Source organism: Eubacterium sp. MSJ-33, from assembly GCF_022174665.1.
Classification (GTDB): Bacteria; Bacillota; Clostridia; order Lachnospirales; family Lachnospiraceae; genus Coprococcus_C.
On sequence record NZ_CP076562.1, the window covers coordinates 2619325 to 2641035 of the forward strand.

Annotated in this window: 20 protein-coding genes and 1 pseudogene; 19 read left to right on the forward strand and 2 right to left on the reverse strand. The window is 43.0% G+C overall.

Annotation, left to right across the window (positions count from 1 at the left end):
- The first annotated feature begins 1 nt into the window (after position 1).
- The 7 genes and pseudogenes from KP625_RS12210 to KP625_RS12240 all read left to right on the forward strand — a co-directional run bounded on the left by KP625_RS12210 (position 2) and on the right by KP625_RS12240 (position 6176).
- Positions 2 to 2731, forward strand: a complete 2730-nt coding sequence (locus tag KP625_RS12210; RefSeq protein WP_238298109.1) for an FtsX-like permease family protein — start codon at positions 2 to 4, stop codon at positions 2729 to 2731.
- A gap of 94 nt (positions 2732 to 2825) precedes the next feature.
- Entirely contained in the window at positions 2826 to 3626 is an 801-nt protein-coding gene (locus KP625_RS12215; protein WP_238298111.1) for an SDR family NAD(P)-dependent oxidoreductase, read from the forward strand.
- A gap of 92 nt (positions 3627 to 3718) precedes the next feature.
- On the forward strand, positions 3719 to 3970 hold the full coding sequence (locus tag KP625_RS12220; protein WP_238298113.1) for a hypothetical protein: 252 nt from the start codon (positions 3719 to 3721) through the stop codon (positions 3968 to 3970).
- Complete coding sequence (locus tag KP625_RS12225; RefSeq protein ID WP_238298115.1) at positions 3903 to 4277, forward strand: sodium ion-translocating decarboxylase subunit beta; 375 nt, start codon at positions 3903 to 3905, stop codon at positions 4275 to 4277. The genes KP625_RS12220 and KP625_RS12225 overlap by 68 nt, the downstream gene beginning before the upstream one ends.
- 167 nt (positions 4278 to 4444) lie before the next feature.
- Positions 4445 to 4774, forward strand: a complete 330-nt coding sequence (locus tag KP625_RS12230) for a hypothetical protein (protein ID WP_238298116.1) — start codon at positions 4445 to 4447, stop codon at positions 4772 to 4774.
- Positions 4775 to 4886: 112 nt separating this feature from the next.
- Positions 4887 to 5731: pseudogene (gene rhuM / locus KP625_RS12235) on the forward strand (RhuM family protein).
- Positions 5732 to 5771: 40 nt separating this feature from the next.
- A complete protein-coding gene (locus KP625_RS12240; RefSeq protein WP_117781533.1) occupies positions 5772 to 6176 on the forward strand; it encodes an LptM family lipoprotein in 405 nt (134 codons plus the stop codon).
- On the opposite strand, the gene KP625_RS12245 is transcribed toward KP625_RS12240, so the two are convergent.
- Complete coding sequence (locus KP625_RS12245) at positions 6173 to 6559, reverse strand: adenylate cyclase (RefSeq protein WP_238298117.1); 387 nt, start codon at positions 6557 to 6559, stop codon at positions 6173 to 6175. The genes KP625_RS12240 and KP625_RS12245 overlap by 4 nt on opposite strands.
- A gap of 272 nt (positions 6560 to 6831) precedes the next feature.
- Here KP625_RS12245 and KP625_RS12250 point away from each other — a divergent pair, with 272 nt between their 5' ends.
- From KP625_RS12250 to KP625_RS12260, 3 genes are all read left to right on the forward strand, one after another.
- Positions 6832 to 7044 carry a hypothetical protein gene (locus tag KP625_RS12250; RefSeq protein WP_238298118.1) on the forward strand — a complete coding sequence of 71 codons (213 nt, stop codon included), beginning with the start codon at positions 6832 to 6834 and terminating at the stop codon, positions 7042 to 7044.
- Positions 7031 to 7192 (forward strand): hypothetical protein, encoded by a 162-nt coding sequence (locus KP625_RS12255; protein WP_238298119.1) that lies wholly within the window; start codon positions 7031 to 7033, stop codon positions 7190 to 7192. Before KP625_RS12250 ends, KP625_RS12255 begins: the two co-directional genes overlap by 14 nt.
- A 164-nt stretch (positions 7193 to 7356) precedes the next feature.
- Positions 7357 to 9042, forward strand: a complete 1686-nt coding sequence (locus KP625_RS12260) for an ABC transporter ATP-binding protein (protein ID WP_238298120.1) — start codon at positions 7357 to 7359, stop codon at positions 9040 to 9042.
- A gap of 89 nt (positions 9043 to 9131) precedes the next feature.
- Here KP625_RS12260 and KP625_RS12265 read toward each other — a convergent pair whose 3' ends face one another.
- A complete protein-coding gene (locus KP625_RS12265; RefSeq protein ID WP_238298121.1) occupies positions 9132 to 9653 on the reverse strand; it encodes a CYTH domain-containing protein in 522 nt (173 codons plus the stop codon).
- A gap of 247 nt (positions 9654 to 9900) precedes the next feature.
- On the opposite strand from KP625_RS12265, the gene KP625_RS12270 reads away from it, so the two are divergent.
- From KP625_RS12270 to gatB, 9 genes are all read left to right on the forward strand, one after another.
- The gene (locus tag KP625_RS12270; RefSeq protein WP_021985345.1) at positions 9901 to 10446 is read left to right on the forward strand and encodes a DJ-1 family glyoxalase III; all 546 of its coding nucleotides are present in this window, start codon (positions 9901 to 9903) and stop codon (positions 10444 to 10446) included.
- A 19-nt stretch (positions 10447 to 10465) separates the two neighbouring features.
- Complete coding sequence (locus tag KP625_RS12275; protein ID WP_238298122.1) at positions 10466 to 11830, forward strand: UDP-N-acetylmuramoyl-tripeptide--D-alanyl-D-alanine ligase; 1365 nt, start codon at positions 10466 to 10468, stop codon at positions 11828 to 11830.
- A 446-nt stretch (positions 11831 to 12276) separates the two neighbouring features.
- Positions 12277 to 12867 (forward strand): NADH peroxidase, encoded by a 591-nt coding sequence (locus KP625_RS12280; RefSeq protein WP_117781549.1) that lies wholly within the window; start codon positions 12277 to 12279, stop codon positions 12865 to 12867.
- 586 nt (positions 12868 to 13453) lie between these two features.
- Complete coding sequence (locus tag KP625_RS12285; RefSeq protein WP_238298123.1) at positions 13454 to 15232, forward strand: diguanylate cyclase domain-containing protein; 1779 nt, start codon at positions 13454 to 13456, stop codon at positions 15230 to 15232.
- 50 nt (positions 15233 to 15282) lie between these two features.
- Positions 15283 to 15765 carry a Cys-tRNA(Pro) deacylase gene (gene ybaK, locus KP625_RS12290; RefSeq protein WP_238298124.1) on the forward strand — a complete coding sequence of 161 codons (483 nt, stop codon included), beginning with the start codon at positions 15283 to 15285 and terminating at the stop codon, positions 15763 to 15765.
- 378 nt (positions 15766 to 16143) lie between these two features.
- Positions 16144 to 17892 carry an aspartate--tRNA ligase gene (aspS, locus tag KP625_RS12295; RefSeq protein ID WP_177986012.1) on the forward strand — a complete coding sequence of 583 codons (1749 nt, stop codon included), beginning with the start codon at positions 16144 to 16146 and terminating at the stop codon, positions 17890 to 17892.
- A 318-nt stretch (positions 17893 to 18210) separates the two neighbouring features.
- Positions 18211 to 18498: an Asp-tRNA(Asn)/Glu-tRNA(Gln) amidotransferase subunit GatC gene (gatC, locus tag KP625_RS12300; protein ID WP_177970218.1), complete on the forward strand. Its 288-nt coding sequence runs from the start codon at positions 18211 to 18213 to the stop codon at positions 18496 to 18498.
- Positions 18499 to 18511: 13 nt separating this feature from the next.
- Positions 18512 to 20005, forward strand: coding sequence for an Asp-tRNA(Asn)/Glu-tRNA(Gln) amidotransferase subunit GatA (gene gatA, locus KP625_RS12305; protein WP_238298126.1), 1494 nt, complete (start codon positions 18512 to 18514; stop codon positions 20003 to 20005).
- The gene (gatB, locus tag KP625_RS12310; RefSeq protein WP_238298128.1) at positions 20005 to 21441 is read left to right on the forward strand and encodes an Asp-tRNA(Asn)/Glu-tRNA(Gln) amidotransferase subunit GatB; all 1437 of its coding nucleotides are present in this window, start codon (positions 20005 to 20007) and stop codon (positions 21439 to 21441) included. The genes gatA and gatB overlap by 1 nt, the downstream gene beginning before the upstream one ends.
- Positions 21442 to 21711: the final 270 nt, after the last annotated feature.

Genomic DNA, 21711 nt, shown 5'->3' on the forward strand with positions numbered 1-21711 from the left:
GATGCAGAAAGTATTACGCAAACGAATTTTCAGAGATTTCAAAGAGAATTTGCCGCGCTATCTGGCACTCGCATTTTTGCTGATTCTCAGCATGTATATGGTTGTGAGTATTGTTGGAGCAGCAGAGACAGTTATGCGTGGCACAACAACCGAGGCGAAGAAGCAAAACGTCGAAGATGGTCAGTTTTCCCTCTTTGTTCCGATGAAGGAGAGTGAGTGGGACGCATTGACGGATAAGGGAATTACATTGGAGAAAATGTTTTTCTTAGATTATGATGTCGATGGGGATAAGACACTTCGTGTGTTCAAGAATCGTACCAAAATCGACACGATTGCGATTCATGCGGGCAAGCTCGCACAGGCAGACGATGAGCTTGTGCTTGAGCGGCAATATGCGGAGAAAAACGATATACACGTAGGAGATACAATTGTTCTTGGTGACCGTACATATAAAGTAAGCGGTATCGGCACGGTGCCGGATTACGACAGTCCATTGAAATCACTCGGCGACACAGTCTGTGACAGTCTGAACTTCGGTCTGGCATTTGTGACAGATGAGGCGTACACGATACTTCAGAAGGAAGGCAAGAGTGAGAAGTCCGAGGAATATTATTATGCATACAAGTTAAATGATGCGATGACCGATGACGAATTAAAGGCAGAGTTAAAGCAGCTGTCCTTCTCCTCCGACGATGTGGATGATGCGTATTTTCAGGAGTATTGGGACCGGACGCTCGGCAGGGAAGAGGAATTTCGTGATGGAATTAACGAGCTTGCCGATGGGGCAAAGGAGCTTGCGGATGGATTGTCAGAGCTGACAGACAATAATCACGATCTCAAAAAGGCATCCGACCAGATATTTGCAGCCTATCTCGAACAGGCAAACAGTAAGCTCTCTGCCTACGGAGTTGAGATTTTGACCGCAGATAATTTCGAGGAAGTATTAGATAAGCAGATTCGGTCCACAAACAATGCAATGCTGCAGCTTGGGCTTGTGAATGCGAAGAGCGAATTGCAGAAGCTGAAAGCATTTTCGGATGGTATCTATGAATATACAGATGGTACTGCGGACGCAGCTGACGGTGCAGCTGATGTACAAGATGGCGTGCAGGAATTAAAGGATGAGACAGAGAATATGCTCGATGAGATATTCAATGCTGATGCGAATAATCTGCTGTCCTTCGTAACTGCAGAGGACAATGTGCGTATCCATGCAGCCAGTGATGATGTGGAGATGAACAATACAATCGGTATGATTGCTGGCGTTTTGCTCCTGGTGCTGATTGCTTATGTGCTTTCTGTATTCGTGGTACATTCCATCGATCAGGAGAGCGCTGTGATCGGAGCCCTCTATGCACTCGGTGTAAAGCGAAAGGATCTGATGAGGCATTACATCCTGCTTCCGACCTTGATTTCCCTGATCGGAGGTGCAAGTGGAACAGCACTCGCTTACACAAAGATTGGCGTGCGGTACCAGATGCAGGATACATATTATTATTATTCCCTGCCGGATATAGCAGTACAGATACGGCCATATACAATCGTATATGGTGTTGCAATTCCGCCAATCATATGTCTGGTCGTGACAAGTCTTGTTATCCGCAAGCGCCTGTCCCGTCCAGTATTGACATTGCTTAAAAATGAGCAGAAGGCTGCAAAGGGCAAGGATGTGAAGCTTGGCAACATGAAGTTTATGAAACTGTTCCGTATCCGCCAGATCCTGCGTGAGAGACGGACTGCACTTACCGTTGTATTCGGTATGTTTGTCAGTATCCTGCTGCTCGTTATGTCAATGGAAATCTATGTATACTGTCGTGCTGTACAGGATGATTATGTCGCAGATACAAAATTTGAATATATGTATACCTATAAATATCCGGGCGAGGAAGTGCCGGATGGTGGCTATGAAGCTTATGCCAAGACGTTGAAGAAGGAAATCTATGGATATAACTTCGATGTAACGGTGCTTGGCATCAAGGAGAACAATCCGTTCTTTGATGTGACACTTTCCGATTCCGCAGATAAGGTAACAATCAGCTCATCCATTTCTTACAAATATGGATTGAAAAAAGGGGATGTGATCACCCTGAAGGATGAGGAAAATGGAAAAATCTACGCATTTGAGATCGAGGCAGTGACACAGTATGCGCCAAGCTTTATGGTGTTCCTTCCATATGACAAGGCACTTGACTTGTTCGGTGAGCAGGATGATTATTATAATGTCGTATTTGCCGATCATGATCTGGGTGTGGAAAGTGGACGTCTGTATTCGACGATGACACGTGACGATGTGAAGAAAGCAGCCGGAATCTTCTCTGACCAGATGCGTTCGATGATTATTACGATCGGCGCGGTATCTGCCCTGATCTTTGCGATTGTCCTGTATCTGATGATGAAGGTTATGATCGATCGTTCTTCATTCAGCATTGCGTTGATCAAGATCTTCGGTTACCGGAATAAGGAAGTCAAGAAGATGTATTTAGATGGAAACTTCTATATCGTTTTGATCGGTGCACTTGTTTCGGTTCCGCTTGCGAAGGTACTGCTTGATGCGGTGTATGAGCCGCAGTTCGTACCGAATATCGCGTGTGGTGTCGACAAGTCCTTTCCGGCATGGCTGTATCTGGCGATGTTCGTAGGTGTGCTTGTATTGTATTTCATTATCAATCATTTACTTGTGCGGAAAATCAAGCAGATGTTACCGGCTGAAGTGCTGAAGAATCGCGAGTAAAATGAGAAAAAAACGCATGTATCTCCATTGAGAAGCATGCGTTTTTTTGGTACAATATACATATCTGAATTAAGATACGAAAGGGGATTATGACATGGGATTTTTAGAAGGTAAAGTAGCAATTATCACAGGTGGCGGACGCGCGGTTTTAAGCGACGGAAGCTGCGGTTCAATCGGATATGGAATCGCAACTGCCTATGCGAAGGAAGGTGCAAACCTTGTCCTGACCGGACGGAACGTGCAGAAGCTTGACGATGCAAAAGAAGAAATCGAACGCAAATACGGCGTGAAGGTGCTGCCGGTACAGGCAGATGTAAGTGCCGGCTCTGACAATGAAGCAGTCGTTGCAAATGTTGTAAAGCAGGCGATCGATACATTTGGAAGAATTGATGTACTGATCAACAACGCGCAGGCTTCTGCTTCCGGTGTGACGATCGCCGATCATACAACCGCACAGTTTGACCTTGCGATTTATTCCGGATTGTATGCAGCATTTTATTATATGAAAGCATGTTATCCATATCTGAAGGAGACGAAGGGCTCTGTGATTAATTTCGCATCGGGCGCCGGTTTGTTCGGAAATTTCGGACAGTGCGCTTACGCTGCAGCGAAGGAAGGCATCCGTGGACTGACAAGAGTCGCAGCAACCGAGTGGGCTGCCGATGGCATCAATGCGAACGTCGTATGTCCGCTTGCATGGACCGCACAGCTTGAGAACTTCGAGAAAGCATATCCGGACGCATTCAAGGCGAATGTCCACACACCGCCGATGGGACATTTCGGAGATGTAGAAAAGGAAATCGGCCGTGTCTGCGTACAGCTTGCGTCACCGGACTTCAAGTATATGAGCGGTGAGACACTGACACTGGAGGGTGCGCTTGGTCAGAGACCATAATCGGTTCAAAAAAGGAAAATAGAAATTAACAGTTGCCACATAATTCGCTATGATTTGCCATTGAAGAAACGAGTTCCAACGAGGAGATAAGTATGAGACGATGTGCAGATCACAAGCGAATCATTGTGGCAATTTTAATTGCAGCCTTAAGTATTCTGTGCGCATTTCACGGAAATGACAGCATTTCCGAAGTGCATCATACAGAGCAGGCCTGCTTGCAGAAGTCCCAGACGGCAATCTCCGATACGACACTGCGGAAGATCTGCGTACATCAAGATGATCGGAGAAAATTTCCTGTATTTTGCAACGTTCTTCTTAGGATTGATGCTTGGAGTTCTGTGTGATGCAAGCACGCTTTTGGATGCAACGGTTGTGAAGCTTCTAATCCTTGGTATGCTGTCGTTATTGCTGTCCGGAATCGGCGGTATCATTGGCGGCTATGTTGTATATTTCTTCAAGAAAGGAAAGTTCAATCCGACGGTCGGTATCGCAGGTGTGTCGTGTGTGCCATCTACGGCGAAGGTTGCACAGAAGGCTGCTGCAAAGGCAAATCCGGCAGCATTTATTCTGTATTATGCTCTCGGCGCGGATATCTGCAGCGTTATCACAACGGCAATCCTGATCGGTATTTACATTACGTTACTTAGTTAAATCAAAATCCCCTTCTGTGCCGGAGGCAAGCGAAACATGCTCTGGTGCGGAGGGGATTATTTGGTTGAGACAGAGTTTTGTTTGACATAAAATATGATACATAATAGAATTGGTTTAAGAGATAAAAAGAGCATAACAACTTGGAGTTTACGAGACGGAGGGAGATTATGTCCAGAAATATGATAGGGTTTGTTATATGGGCGATTGTTGGTGTTATTATTATCGGTCTTGGCGTAAGAGCATATCTTTCAAAAAAGACGGTTGGCTTTTGGGCAAACATAAGACCAATATCTGTAAATGATGTAACGGGCTACAATCGTGCAGTTGGTAAGCTGTTTGTTATTTATGGAGTGATTTTCATTGCCTTGGGACTGCCGCTCGTTTCAGGACAGAATTCTCCGTTCATTTTACTGTCAGTATTGGGAGTAATGGTGGAAACGATAGTAATCATGGCGATTTATAGTTTGTGCATCGAAAGGAAGTATAAAGAGCAATAGGTGAATTTTAAGCTTGTTACATGGTTGGTCGGAGAAGAAATGGAATTTGTAGCAGTTGGTTAAAGACCTTGATAAAGAATGGTTTATAGATTGAATATGAAAGATGTTTTGTATGGAAAATAATTCGGAAATTATTATATATAACACAGAGGATGGTCTTACAAAGGTCGAGGTATCGTTCATAGATGATAATGTTTGGCTTACGCAAGATCAAATGGCAGCCCTTTTTCAAAAATCAAAATCTACAATTAATGAACACATTAAAAATATTTATGAAGACGGTGAATTACAACAGGTATCCACAATGAAAAAATTCGGAAATTCCGAATTTTCTAAGAAACCGACCAATTATTATAATTTAGATATGATAATTTCTGTTGGATATCGAGTAAGATCGCAGCGAGGAGTTCAGTTTAGAATATGGGCAAGTTCGATTCTTAAGGAATATATGAAAAAAGGCTTTGCAATGGATGATGAACGTCTCAAGAATCTATTTTGTTTTTTAAGAAAGTTCAAAATAAAATTCATTTTGCAATTTCAGGAGAAACGGCAGCAGAAGTAATTTATAACAGAGCAGATGCTGAAAAAGAGTTTATGGGATTGACTTCTTTTGGTGGTGACCAACCCACTCTTAGAGAAGCAAAAATTGCTAAGAATTATCTTGACGAAAAGGAACTACATGCTATGGGACAATTAGTGTCAGGATATCTTGATTTTGCAGAACGTCAAGCAGAGAAAGAAATTCCTATGACAATGGATGATTGGTCAAAGCATTTGGATAAGATTTTGATTGCAACAGGGGAAAATTTACTAGAAGGAAATGGCTCAATTTCTCATATAGAAGCGATGAAAAAGGCTGAAACTGAATATAGAAAATATAAAGCAAGGACAATTAGTCCCGTTGAGAAAGATTTTCTGGATAGTGTAAGTCAGTTGACTAAATTTACGAAGAAATAGTCACTTCAACAAATCGCAATTGATGGAGGTAGTGTGAATTATGAAAAAGATTGTATGTGCAATGCTATGTATTCTGCTTGTATTTAGTTTGAGTGCTTGTGGCGGAAATGTTAATGAAGTAAATACGCATAATGTAGAATCTGAAATATATTCTGAAGAGGACATTGCAACTGCTATTGACACCATAAAAAAAGAGTTTAAGAGCAACTGGAATGGATGTACTCTTACAGAAATTTATTATGCAGGGGATGACAGTTCTAAAGACCATCAAGATTGGGCAGATAGGAACAATGCAGATGAAGTCATTGTTTTGCTATCTTCGTTCGATGTTGATTCATCTGGAGGAGATGGTTCTCTGAATCCAAATAGTACATACAATGATTGGAAGTGGATTTTAGTTAGAACAAATGGCGGACAATGGCAACATGTTGACCATGGATATTAAAATGAATTCCGGATTACCACTTCGCCCATAACAAGCCAATCAAACAATCCTTCAAAGAGATCAAGCTCTAAGGTAAGCCCCTGATTAAGCGGAATCTTATAGCGCGTTTTCGCAATCACATTGCCGTCTGCCTTGGCACAGAGTGTCCGGTAAGCATCTTCATCAATCGGAAGTTCAAATTCCTGTCTGGCTAACATACCACTGCTTTTGACAGTCAGGACATATTGGCAATCGGAGACTGCAGATGCTGCGTCGTATAAGGTTTTCTTGCGTACCCGGATCACCGGATTGGTCGTCACATATGCCTGCTCAATGCCGTAATGTGGGTATGTGTCAAGCTGATCTGGCAGTTTATGAAATAAAAATTTACGTTCGATTTCCATATTTTGTTCCTCCGTGTCTGGAATATCTGTCAAGCGTTTTTGAAAAAGTCCTTGACGGCATAGTTTAAGTATGTTAGCCTACTTTCAAAGCATAAGTTTCATATAGTAGTTGCAAGACAGCTGCTTTCTACGAATAGTCAAATTATTTATTCTTGAACATTCATGCTTTTAAATTCAATTCATTTAATTTAAGATGCAGGGGTATTCAAGGAAGATAGTTTAAGTCTGTGTTTGCAGATGGATTTCTCCTGCGAAAGCCAAAGGAGGACGAAATGTGGCAAACAGAGAGTACAAAAGTGATGTGCACCGTGTATAATATCAATCCGGGGAATAATGAGGATTTGAAGAAGCGGAGCCAGACATTGCGGGAGTATATGATATTTGTTGGATATGTAAATGAGAATCTCGCAAAGGCAAAAAAGGGCGAGAAGGATTATGAGGTTGCAATCAGAGATGCGGTGAACCGCTGTATTGCAGAAGAATAAAACACTTGAACAGATTGCGGATGAACTCGAAGAACCTGTCAAAGATATCCAGCCAATTTACGATATCGTGAAGAAATATGCTCCAGAATATGATGTGGATGTAATTACCACAGAAGTACTGGAAACACGGGAAAATAAAAAAGCATAAAACTTTAAAAAGAGGTGAAGCGGATATGAAATTTATTCGAGGTATCTACTCAGTACAGTTGATGTAAACTGTTGGCAGATTGTGCTGAGGTGAAAATAAACTTGCTAGCAGTCGTTAACTGTACTGTCCAAATGATTGAAATATAATATTAAAGGAGTACAGTTATGCGCTATATAAAAGAAATTCTAAAGAATAACAAATTATGGGTATTGGCTTACATTGGACTAGGTATATTTAATGCATTTATGGCTAATTACAAAACGGACTATTTTCAGAAGGTTATTGACGGATTGGCGGCTGGAACACTTACATTTGCAGGAGTTATAACCTACGGTCTTATTTTGCTGGTAAATTATTGTATGAATTATCTGGATAATTATCCGGAAAAGAAATTGGAGTATGGTATTTATCTGGATTTTAAGCTTTTATCGCTTAGAAAAATAAGTACAATCGATTATACGGAATATCAGAAAATAGGTACTGGAAAACTTGTTCAAAGGATTGAGAATGGTTCATCCGCAGGCAGAAATGTAGTATTCAATTTCTGGTTGCGTTTGATTCGTGATTTACTTCCTACTATTGTTTTTAGTGTATATTTTATTTGGAAGATTGATAAAAAAATTACTTACATTTTGTTTGTAGGCTATATACTTATTTTTATAATAACCAATATTCTGCTAAAGTTTCTATACAAAATAAAAGAAAAGATTTTGAACAGTGAGGAGCTATTCAATCATTTTCTGGTCAGGGGCTTTATGGAAATGCTGGTGTTCCGTATGAGCAAACAGTTTCCGAGTGAAATAAAGAAAACCCATAGTGCAAAAGAGGATATTGTATCATCAAAAGTAAAAATGAATATGATTCATGAAACTTTTTTTACAATATTTGCGCTACTTGTGGCAATGTTAGATATTGGTATTTTATTTTACGCATGGAAAACAAAAAATCTTACAGTGGGATCTATAGTTGCACTCATTGCGCTGATTGAAAATGCTTACACGCCGATAGCTATTTTTAATGTACTTTATGTTCAATATAAATTGGATAAGGCGTCCTATAAGAGATTTGAAGAATTTTTAGATTTAAAAGAGGATAATCAATTAAGAAATGGTAACGCAATTCATACGGACATTGGTGAAATATCGATAAAAAACTTGTCGTTTCAATTTGAAGAACGGAAAATTATTGATGATTTGAGCCTGTTCATAAAACGGGGACAAAAAATAGCTTTTGTAGGTGAAAGTGGCTCTGGGAAATCCACGGTGATTAAGATATTACTGGGATTACTAAAATACAATCAGGGAGAAATCTACTTAGGTGATATGGAGTTAAGTGGAATTTGCCTTAATAATTTGTATGACAGAGTCAGCTACATATCGCAGGATGTTCCTGTTTTTGATGGAACAATAAAGGAAAATCTGGTATTTGAGAAGAATGTGTCAGAAGAACAAATGCTGGACGCATTGAAGGAAGTGCAATTATCTCATTTGGTTGAGAATCTTGCGGAAGGTTTAGATACTGAAATTGGAGAGAAAGGTACTTGCTTATCAGGAGGAGAAAAACAAAGACTTGCATTCGCACGCTTGTGGTTTGAAAACCCTGAACTTGTCGTTTTGGATGAAGCAACATCTGCAATGGATAATTTAACTGAAGAAAATGTAATGAAATCGGTTATGCTAAAAATGAAAGATAAAACGGTCATTGCGATTGCGCATAGATTGAATTCCATTGCCGGTTTTGACAGAATTATTCTCTTTAGAGAAGGGAAGATTGTTGGACAAGGGACTTTTGAAGAACTATTACATACGGATTCTTATTTTAAGGAATTGTATAATGCGAATGTGCAATAATTGAACTTTTTACAGAACAAATAACATCCCCGGAGACATGGTTAACCACCAAAAATCTCCGGGGATGTTTCGTTTGAAAACAACGCTAATTATGCAGAAAGTGACTGTATAAACTGTGCGATTTCTTCTTTGCGCATCACGCTCATCGTACTGTTGTGGAAATGCGTATCATACGTCACTTCTTTTTTCACTGCAAAAGAATCCGGTAAGGTGTAGTTCTTGGCTGTTTCTTCATCCGGGAATTCCACTTCGCCCATAACAAGCCCATCAAACAATCCTTCGAAGATATCAAGCTCTAAGGTAAGCCCCTGATTAAGCGGAATCTTATAGCGCGTTTTCGCAATCACATTGCCGTCTGCCTTGGCGCAGAGTGTCCGGTAAGCAGCTTCGTCAATCGGAAGCTCAAATTCCTGTCGGGCTAACATACCACTGCTTTTGACAGTCAGGACATATTGGTAATCAGAGACTGCAGATGCTGCGTCGTATAAGGTTTTCTTGCGTACCCGGATCACCGGATTGGTCGTCACATATGCCTGCTCGATGCCGTAATGTGGATATGTGTCTAGCTGATCTGGCAGTTTATGAAATAAAAATTTGCGTTCGATTTCCATATTTTGTTCCTCCGTGTCTGGAATATCTTGAAGATTTCCACAAACTATTATATACTACATGTAATTATGGGATGGAATTGTAACATTTGTTAGATACAAATTCGTAAAACCATAACCGGTCAATGATTCCTTGTAAATTATAATGTATTTTATAATAGAAGGAAAGTGGAATTTTAGAAGATGAATATACATGTTTGCGGGTCGGAAATCAACCGGTTTCATGATGCGCAGGGCAAGGAGGATGCATATGAGTAAAGTAAATGTATATCTTGCAGATGGTTTTGAAGAGGTCGAAGGGCTGACCGTCGTAGATCTGCTGCGGCGCGCAGGCATCGAGACAGATATGGTATCCATTATGGGACGGAAAGAAATTACCGGTGCACGGAAGATTCCCGTGCTGGCAGATAAGCTCTTTGAAGAGCAGGACGATCCGGATGTGATCGTGCTTCCGGGCGGTATGCCGGGAACCCTGCACTTAAAGGCGCATGAAGGTCTGGCAGATCTGATCCGGAAAGCAGACAAGGAAGGAAAATTGCTTGCAGCAATCTGTGCAGCACCAACCATCTATGGAGAGATGGGACTTCTCGAAGGAAAGAATGCAACCTGCTATCCGGGCATGGAGGACAAGCTGCTTGGTGCAAACTGGCAGGAGCAGCCGGTCGTTGTCGATGGAAACTTCGTGACAAGCCGGGGCGTTGGGACAGCGATTGCATTTGCACTCACATTGGTTACAATCCTGAAGGATGAAGAAACAGCGAAGTCTTTGGCGAATAGTATAGTTTATAAATGGTAATTCCAATCGGGAGGACGTTATGTACAGATTAACGATAAAGGATATATTGGAAGCAACAGGCGGCGTATTGCTGTGTGGCGATGAAAATACAGAGATCAAAGATGTCTGCATCAATTCCAAGGAGATCAAGCCGGGCGATTTGTTTGTCCCGATCATCGGGGAGCGGGTCGATGCGCATCGTTTTATCGAGAGCGCACTTCACACAGGTGCGGCAACCCTGACATCACAGCATACCGATATTGTTGTATCGGAGAAGCCGTTTGTCTACGTGAGTGATACAGAAAAGGCATTGCAGGATATCGGCGCTTATGTGCGCAGGAAGTTTAAGAAGCCGGTTATCGGTGTGACCGGAAGTGTTGGAAAGACGACAACGAGACAGATGATTGCAACCGTACTTTCGGGATGCTTAAATGTCTATCAGACCGAGGGCAATCTGAATTCCCAGATCGGTGTGCCGCTGACCCTTCGACGGATTGACGAGAACGCAGAGGCAGCCGTGCTTGAAATGGGTATCAGCGAACCGGGACAGATGGAGATTCTGTCTGACATGGTGAAGCCGGATATCTGTGTCGTGACGATGATCGGTGTTGCGCATATCGAATTTATGAAGACGCGTGAGAACATCCGCAAAGAGAAGTTGTCGATTATCAATCATATGAGCCCAGATGGTGTGCTGTTCCTAAATGGCGATGATGCACTGCTTGCAGAAGTGAAAGGTGATACCGGCGTCCGTACATTTACATACGGCACTGGTGCGGACTGCGATTACCGGGCGGAGAATCTGCATATGGAAGATTACCAGTATGTATATGATTTCGTGCATGGAGACACGCGTGTGCATGTGCGGCTCAACGCACTTGGCAAGCACAATGTCGGAAATTCACTGGTCGGTCTTGCGATCGCGGATTATATGGGATTGGATCTGGAGAAGGCAGCAGTCGGACTTTCCGAGTTCAAGGGGCTTCGCCAGAAGCTGATCCGTGTTCCGGGTAAATACACGATCATCGATGATACTTATAATGCAAGTCCGGATTCCATGAAGGCAAGTCTGGATGTGCTGGAGGATCTGGAGACAACGGGTAAGAAAATCGCGGTGCTTGGCGATATGTTCGAGCTTGGCGAAAATGCAGAGCAGTATCATTATGAAGTCGGAAAATACGTGGCGACGAAGAAGCTCGATGAGCTGGTCGTAGTCGGGGATCTGGCACAGCATATCATGCAGGGCGTGAAGGACAGTAATTCTGATATCAACTGTTACAGCTTCAAGGACAACGGCGAGGTTGCTTTGTATCTGCTTTCTGTGATGCAGCCGGAAGATATCGTGCTGATCAAAGGCTCGAATGGTATGCATCTGGATGAAGTTGTAAATAATATGCTTGGATAATAAGATACATGAATTGTGACAGTGGCATGGCGATGAAAAAATTTGTGTATCCGATGAGGTTCTATGGATGCATAGGACCTCATTTTTAATGTGGTAAGCAATGGAAATGCTTGTACATATGTTGATGTGTGAAATCATGGGACTATATATAGATAAGAGCGTGCGTATTGTGCGGCTACACTTGCACGAGCCAGTGGAATGCGAAAACACATATGAAATAATCTGGCGGCATGATAGGATGTAATTGTGAAAAATCCGTAAATTATGAAAATACAGGTTGACAGTCAGAATATGGTGTGCTATATTAACAATAACAAAAATGATAATCATTACTGATTTAGAAAATGTGGATCAATCAGTTCTCGTAAGTATCATTTTGTATAATTGCAGATATTATAGCAAAGTATATCATGTGTATAAACATGTGGAAGAATGAAAGGAGATTTATTATGAAATTTGTATGTACAGTTTGTGGATATGTTTATGAAGGTGACGCAGCTCCGGCAGAGTGCCCAATCTGCCATGCTGGTGCAGATAAGTTCAAGAAAGTAGAAGACGGAGCGATGACACTGGCTGCAGAGCATGAGTTTGGCGTATATGCTTCTACTGTTAAGAACAACCCGGAAATCAGCGACGAGGATAAGAAGTTTATCTTCGATCAGCTTAAAGCAAACTTCAATGGTGAGTGTTCTGAGGTTGGTATGTACCTTTGCATGGCAAGAATCGCGCATCGTGAAGGCTATCCGGAAATCGGTCTCTACTGGGAGAAGGCAGCTTACGAGGAAGCAGAGCATGCAGCAAAGTTTGCTGAGATGTTAGGTGAGGACTTAGAGCCAAACATGACAAGTTCTACAAAGAAGAACCTTGCTTGGAGAGTGGACTGCGAATATGGCGCAACAGCAGGAAAGGTAGATCTTGCAAAATGTGCAAAGAAGAATAATCTGGATGCAATCCATGACACGGTTCATGAGATGGCAAGAGACGAAGCAAGACATGGCAAAGCATTAGAAGGATTACTTAAGAGGTACTTTGGTTAAGCTACAAGCCATGCAATAAAAAGAGAGAAAACATCGATGGGAGCTTGCTCACAGAGAGAGGTTTTCTCTCTTTTTATTATACGGCGCGAGCCGTCCATGAAACAGCCCGAAGGGCTGTGAATGGGGCATGGTATGTAGTCATATATGCCATACTTAACCATATTGGGGGAAATTTTGCTGTTTTGAAAAACCTACCCAATTCCGATCAGAAAAATAAACTGCAATTGGGTAAAAAAGAAAAATAAGAAAAATCTCCCCAAGCATTCAGGCAAATATATGAAAAATGATTGGGTAAAATTTTCAAATAAGAGATTTTTCCCCAACGGCAACCGGAAACGACAAAACTGCTTGGGAAAAAATAATGGATTTGAAAAAATCTCCCAATAGCATAACGAAAAACTGCGTGACGGCAATCATCATGTATGTGATTGAAGAGAAAATAACAGAAGTATTAGAGAGAAATATCGGAAGTTGACGGAGTTGGAGAAAATCATCGGATTGTCAAATGGGAAAAAATGCGATAGAATATAGGACAATTTATTGAACCGAATGAGATCGGGTGCAGATTGAGGAGACAGACGAAACAATGCGATTCCTTCAGAAACAATATAATAAAAAATGGATGCTTCCGTTGCTGACTTTTGTAGTCGGATGTTTGATTTTGACAGCATTTATACATCATTCTTATGATACAAACCGAAAACAGGTGCGGATGATTACGGAGCTGAATGCAAGCACCTATGCGGAACGACTGCGCGACGATATGAACCGCGGAGTTGCTATTGCCGATGCACTGAAAGCGATCATAATCAGCGGGAATGGGACAATTGACAATTTTGAAAAGATATCTGAGAATCTGATGTCAGATTTTGTTCAAAGCATACAAATTGCACCGGATGGGGTTGTCACAGAGATTTACCCGGCGGAAGGAAATGAGGCAGGAAAGATAGACCTGCTTCATGATGAAAACCGTGGGGAAATCTGCCGCTATGGAAGAGATAACAATTGTGTAACGATGCAGGGACCGTTTGATTTAAAGCAGGGAGGCCGTGGAATTGCAGTTCGCTATCCTGTCTATCTTGAGGCGGCGGATGGGAATCCTGTATTCTGGGGATTTACCATAGTGATTATCCGGGTTCCGGAAATTTTTGAAGAGTCGGTGCAGGCTCTTACGGAGTTTGGGTATGATTACTGCCTGACCAAGACGGTTTCTCCGCTTTCGGAAGAACGTGAGAGATTATCCTTCTCGAAAGAAGATTTGACAAATCCGGTTACATATACGTTTGAATTCGGCGGCTGTACATTTAATCTGGCAGTCACGCCAAAAGATGGATGGAAGCAAGGGAGGAAGATACTTCCGAATCTGGTTCTTGGATTCTTCATTGTATTATTTTTGACGGGATTGATGATTGTCATTCTTGTAATCGAATTCCATCGGGAGGTATTAAAGAAGATAGCAATCACGGATCCACTAACCGGACTTTTGAACCGGGATGGGTTTGATGAACAAATCAAAAGTGCAATACAGGATACCCCGGATGCGCATTGCGTGGGAATTCAGACAGACATTGATGACTTCAAATTTATCAATGATATGTATGGACATGAAGCGGGTGATACCGCGCTTCGGATACTTGCGCAGAGTATGCGGAATGCTTTTGAAAAGGATGCGATTCTATGCAGAAATGGTGGCGATGAATTCTCGGCGGTTCTGATAGGAATGACGGGGGCAGAAGCGAAGGAAAAAATCGAGAAATTCACTATGCAGCCTAGATATATCACACAGAATGGAGAGAAACGTCCATTTTATATTTCGCTTGGGTATGCAGAATATCCGAAGGATTGTGATGATGTATCGGAATTAATCTGCTGTGCGGATATGGCACTTTATGCGGTGAAATTACACGGAAAGCATAGCTGCTGTGCGTATGAGGGTAACTACAAAGTGCAGAATAGAAGCCAGTTGGGATTTGCACTTCAGGATGTGTCAAGGAATCTGCCGGGGGCATTTCTGATATACATTGCAGATAAAACGAATGATCGCATTTTATTTGCGAATCAGGAGTTGATAGAATTTGCGGGATGTAAGGATTTTGATGAGTTCCTTGCATATACGGATCAGCGATTCCGGAACCTGATTCATCCGGAGGAGCAGGATGCGGTTGAGACGAGCATCTGGAAGCAGATTGATTCGGAAAAAAGTGGAAACAATGATTATGTCAAATTCCGTTTTGCGAAAAAAGACGGAACGTATCGGCCGGTATTCGATCATGGAAGAATCGTAAAGAACCGGTATTATGGAAATGTATTTTATGTGTTGATTATGGATTGTGCTCTGATTGATTCATATTATGACAAAATGTGATTGGCAGTGCCCATACATCTCAATAAGCAAAATAGAAAAGAGGCAACAACATGGGTAAAAAAGAAGAGAAAACAAATGTGATGCGTCTGCTCGATCAGGCGAAAATCGAATACAAGCATTACTGCTATGCAGGCACGGATGCGGTCGGCGGCATGGAGGTTGTCGAGGTACTGCACCAGGATCCGGATCAGGCATTTAAGACACTGGTCACAGTCGGCAAATCCGGCGAACACTATGTGTTTGTGATTCCGGTCAATCAGGAGCTTGATTTGAAGAAAGCGGCAGAGGCTGCCGGTGAGAAATCCATCGCGATGATCAAGTCAAAAGAATTGCTGCCGTTAACCGGCTATATTCATGGTGGATGTTCGCCACTTGGAATGAAGAAGCAGTTCCGTACGTTCTTCCATCAGACCGCCAATGATTTTGATACGATTATGTTCTCGGCAGGAAAGATCGGCTATCAGGTGGAGGTAAGTCCGGAAGCACTCCGGAAGATTCTGAAATACGAGACCCGTGATCTCGTAAAGGAATAAAAAAATCGCATAAATCCCTTTACATTTGCCGATAATTAGCTTATAATCGAAACGATTATAGGGAAAAAGCGTTGAAGGAGACTACCGACAACAGGACATGACAGGGAATATGGTCACCGACTGAGAGCCATAACATGACACCATGTCTGGTGGAACACTACCGGAGCTGATAAGCTGAAGCCTACGTGGATTTACATCTTAAGAGGTCTAGGTTTATCCGAAGCATTCACGTTACGAATGAAGAGAGGAAATTATCTTATTTATTTTACAGATGGTTTCAATGCGGGTGGTACCGCGGATGTAACTCATGTACATTCGTCCCGAGGTCAAAGCACATTTGACTTCGGGATTTTTTAATGCAGAAAAGGAGATAGGAAAATGCAGGCAAACATTTACAGAGACATGACAATGGCGCAAGTATCAGAAGACCTTGTCGGAAAAGAAATCAGACTCGCCGGATGGGTAGAGAACATCCGTGACCATGGTGGCGTATCCTTCGTGGATTTACGCGATATGTATGGCGTGATGCAGGTCGTTATGCGTGATACAACGCTGCTCGATGGAATCACAAAGGAGCAGTGTATCTCCGTAGCAGGACTGGTACAGCATCGTGACGAGGAGACATACAATCCGAAGATTCCAACCGGAACGATCGAGCTGGAAGCACATGAGGTAGATATCTTAGGAAAGGTGTACAAGCAGCTTCCGTTCGAGGTGACAACCTCCAAGGAAGTCCGTGAGGACGTTCGTCTGAAATATCGTTACTTAGACCTTCGTAACCGTAAGGTAAAGGAGAACATGATCTTCCGTTCCAATGTCATCTCATTCCTTCGTCAGAAGATGACAGAGATGGGATTCATGGAGATTCAGACACCAATCCTTTGCGCATCTTCTCCAGAGGGTGCACGTGATTATATCGTGCCATCCAGAAGATACAAGGGTAAGTTCTATGCACTCCCGCAGGCACCACAGCAGTACAAGCAGCTTTTGATGGTGTCCGGATTTGATAAATATTTCCAGATCGCACCTTGTTTTCGAGATGAGGATGCAAGAGCAGATCGTTCCCCAGGTGAGTTCTATCAGCTAGACTTTGAGATGAGCTTTGCAACACAGGAAGACGTATTCAAGGTTGGCGAGGAAGTGCTTACCGCAGCATTTAAGAAATTCGCTCCGAAGGGATACACCGTCACAGAAGCACCATACCCGATCATCAGTTACAAGGAAGCAATGCTGAAATATGGTACAGATAAGCCGGATCTTCGGAATCCACTTGAGATCATCGATGTGACAGAGTTCTTCCAGAGATGTACATTTGCACCATTCCACGGCAAGACCGTCCGTGCGATTGCAGTACAGAAGAAGCTTTCCAAGGGACAGCATGAGAAGATGCTGAAGTTCGCGCAGTCTATCGGTATGGGCGGACTCGGATATCTCGAAGTATTGGAAGATGGTTCTTACAAGGGACCAATCGACAAGTTTATTCCGGATGATATGAAGCAGGAACTCAAAGATCTTGCAGGTTTGAAGGAACTTGATACGATTTTCTTCATCGCAGATACAGAGAAGCAGGCAGCTCTCTTTGCAGGACAGATTCGTACCGAGCTTGGTAACCGTCTTGATCTGCTTGAGAAGAATGCATATCGTTTCTGCTACATTAACGACTTCCCGATGTTTGAGTACAATGTGGAAGAGAAGAAGATTGGATTTACACACAACCCATTCTCTATGCCACAGGGCGGCTTAGAGGCATTAAATGAAAAAGATCCACTGGACATTCTCGCATACCAGTACGATATCGTATGTAATGGCGTGGAGCTTTCATCCGGTGCCGTTCGTAATCATGACATGCAGATTATGGAGAAGGCATTTGAGATTGCCGGCTATGATAAGAGTGTTCTGGAGGAGAAGTTTGGAGCACTTTACAATGCATTCCAGTTTGGAGCACCACCACATGCAGGTATGGCTCCGGGTGTCGACCGTATGATCATGTTGCTTCGTAACGAGGAGAATATCCGAGAGGTTATTCCATTCCCTATGAGTGGAACCGCACAGGATCTCATGTGTGGCGCACCAAACGAAGTCACAGAGCAGCAGCTCCGTGAAGTTCATATCAAGGTAAGACAGTAGTATTTTTCAGCAAAGAGAAGGCAGTTGTGATTTCATATAAATTGCTTGCTTATTACGAATGATATGTTTGCGGAAATAATCAATAGAAGAGTAGTATATTGAGATGTTCGGATTTATTATTCTTAAGCAGACCGTTGAAGCACGTTGGTACTTAATAAGTGACAATTTATTGGCACGAATTTAGTACCACTACGTGCTGAACCGAGCGGGAGCGCGTCTGCGTAGAAAATAAATCCGAACATCTCAGAACCAGCAGATTTATTGATTATTTTCGCAAACTATAATATGTAGATTCGCAAGCATTATAGGAGGAAAAATATGACGATTACAGACGAAACAATTGATTATGTAGGTATTCTGGCGAAGCTCGAGCTTTCCGATGAAGAAAAGGAGCAGGCGAAGCAGGATATGTCAAATATGCTGGAATATGTCAGCAAATTAAATGAGCTCGACACCGATTCCGTGGAACCGATGAGCCATGCATTCCCGGTCAGTAACGTATTCCGCGAGGATGTTGTGACAAATGCGGATGACAGGGATAATCTTCTGGCAAATGCACCAGAGCAAAAAGATGGCTGCTATAAAGTGCCAAAGACATTTGACTAAGGAGGCGGTATAAATGAGTAAAGATTTATTGAAATTAACCGCCGTTGAACTCGGCAAGAAAATAAAAGACAAAGAAGTGACCGTCGTAGAGGCAACAAAGGCGTGTCTGGAGCGAATCAAAGCATTAGACGAGACATATAACTGTTTCGTCACTGTGGATGAGGCAGGTGCACTGGCACAGGCGGAAACAATTCAGGCAAAGATTGACAATGGAGAGCTTATTGGACCGCTGGCTGGTGTTCCGGTTGCCATCAAGGATAACATGTGTATCAATGGCATGCTTACAAGCTGTTCTTCAAAGATTCTGAGTAATTTCGTTCCGACTTATACAGCAACTGCCGTTGAGAAATTGCAGGAGGCAGGCGCGGTTATCATCGGAAAGACAAACATGGATGAGTTTGCTATGGGAAGTACAACTGAGACTTCTTTCTATGGCGTGACAAGAAATCCGTGGGATACAGACAAGGTACCGGGCGGTTCTTCCGGTGGTTCTGCGGCAGCTGTTGCAGCAGAGGAAGTTCCGTATGCACTTGGTTCTGATACAGGTGGAAGTATCCGTCAGCCGGCCGCATTCTGCGGTGTGACAGGTATCAAGCCGACATACGGAAGAGTGTCCCGTTATGGTTTGATTGCGTATGGTTCATCGCTTGATCAGATTGGACCACTCGCCAAGGATGTAACAGACTGTGCAACGATCCTCGAAGCCATCTGTAAGCATGATGACAAGGATTCCACTTCCTATGCACAGGCAGAGGATGATTTCACATCTGCATTAGTGGACGATGTAAAGGGCATGAAGATCGGTATTCCAAGAGATTATTTTGCAGAGGGTATCGACGAGGATGTCAAGACTGCCGTGCTTGCAGCTGCAAAGAAGCTTGAGGAAAAAGGTGCGATCGTAGAAGAGTTCGACCTTGGTATGGTAGAATATGCGATTCCTGCTTATTATATCATTGCATCCGCAGAGGCATCTTCGAACTTAGAGCGTTTCGATGGTGTCAAATATGGTTATCGTACCGCAGAGTACCGTGATCTTCACAATATGTATAAGAAGACTCGTTCCGAAGGCTTTGGTGCAGAGGTAAAACGTCGTATTATGCTTGGTTCTTTCGTCCTTAGCTCCGGTTATTATGATGCGTATTATGTAAAGGCTCTTAAAACAAAGGCACTGATCAAGAAAGCGTTCGATGAAGCATTTGCAAAATACGATGTAATCTTAGGACCGGTTGCACCGACGACAGCACTGAAGATGGGAGAATCTCTAAGTGATCCGATCAAGATGTACCTGGGAGATATTTATACAGTATCCGTAAATCTTGCCGGTCTGCCGGGTATTTCCCTTCCATGCGGACAGGATAAGGATGGTATGCCGGTCGGCATGCAGCTGCTCGGACAGACATTTGATGAGAAATCAATCATCCGTGCAGCATACGCATTTGAATGTACAAAGACTTATAAGCGTCCGGATGCTCTTGGCACCGTGGAAGCGGAAAGGGGGCTTGCATAATGAGTAAAACATATGAGACAGTCATTGGTCTGGAGGTTCACGTAGAGCTTGCCACGAAGACAAAGATTTTCTGTGGATGTTCGACTGCATTTGGCGGTGCACCGAATACACATACCTGTCCGGTTTGTACCGGCATGCCGGGATCCCTTCCGGTGCTCAATAAGGCGGTTGTTGAGAAGGCAGTCGCTGTTGGTCTTGCAACGAATTGTACGATCACACAGAACTGCAAGTTTGACCGTAAGAATTACTTCTATCCGGATAACCCGCAGAACTACCAGATTTCGCAGCTTTATTATCCAATCTGCAGAAATGGTAAGGTAGAAATCGAGGTTGATGGAAATAAGAAATATGTCCGCATTCATGAGATTCATATGGAGGAGGATGCAGGTAAGCTGGTGCATGATCCGTATACGGACAGCTCACTGGTTGATTACAACCGTTCGGGTGTGCCTCTGATCGAGATCGTATCCGAGCCGGATATGCGTTCCGCAGAGGAAGTCATTGCTTACCTTGAGAAATTGAGACTGATCATCCAGTATCTTGGAGCTTCGGATTGTAAGCTGAACGAAGGTTCCATGCGTGCCGATGTCAACCTGTCTGTCCGCGAAGTGGGTGCAGAAGAGTTCGGTACTAGAACCGAGATGAAGAACCTGAATTCCTTCAAGGCGATTGCAAGAGCAATCGAGAACGAGAAGGAACGTCAGATTGATCTGATCGAGTCCGGTGAGAAGGTTATTCAGGAGACGAGAAGATGGGATGATACAAAGGAGTATTCCTATGCGATGCGTTCAAAAGAGGATGCACAGGATTATCGTTACTTCCCGGATCCGGATCTGGTGCCGGTTATGATCAGCGATGAATGGATGGAAGAGATCCGCAGTCGTCAGCCGGAGTTACGTGATGAGAAGCGTATCCGTTATAAGGAAGAGTATGATATTCCGGATTATGATATTGACATTCTCACCAATTCCAAGAAACTGGCAGATATCTTTGAGGAGGCGATTGCACTTGGCGCAGCACCAAAGAAGGTATCGAACTGGCTGATGGTTGAGACGATGCGTCTGATGAAGGAAGCATCCATCGATGCCGACGACTTAAAATTCTCAGCGAAGAATCTTGCAGCTATCATCAAGATGGTCGATGACAAAGTTATCAATGGTACGGTCGCAAAGGAAGTGTTCGAGAAGGTATTTGCAGAGGATGTCGATCCGGAAGCTTATGTCGAGGAACACGGCTTGAAGACCGTCAACGATGAGGGCGCACTTCGTACCGTCATCTTAGATGTCATCGAGAAGAATCCGAAGTCTGTCGCAGACTTCAAGGGCGGTAAAGAGAAAGCCATCGGTGCACTTGTCGGACAGACGATGAAGGCGATGCAGGGTAAGGCGGATCCATCTGAGGTTAACCGTATTCTGCGCGAAGAATTAAGTAAATAATTTTGGCTTGCGAGTGGCTTTACGGACGAACTCCAGGCTGTAAAAAAGTCCACCTCAAAAAATTCACGTTACAATTTTTGTGAGGTGGACTTTTTGCATCCTGGAGTTCTGGTAAAGGAAAAACGGAAAGTAAAATTATTTATGAAAATATTCTTCACTTAAAACGGTTCGCCTTGTGCAATGTGAGAAATTATAATAAAATCAGAGTATAAAGGTAAGCACTACGGAGAAGTAATATCTATATTTGAATAGATACTATTTTCTTTATTG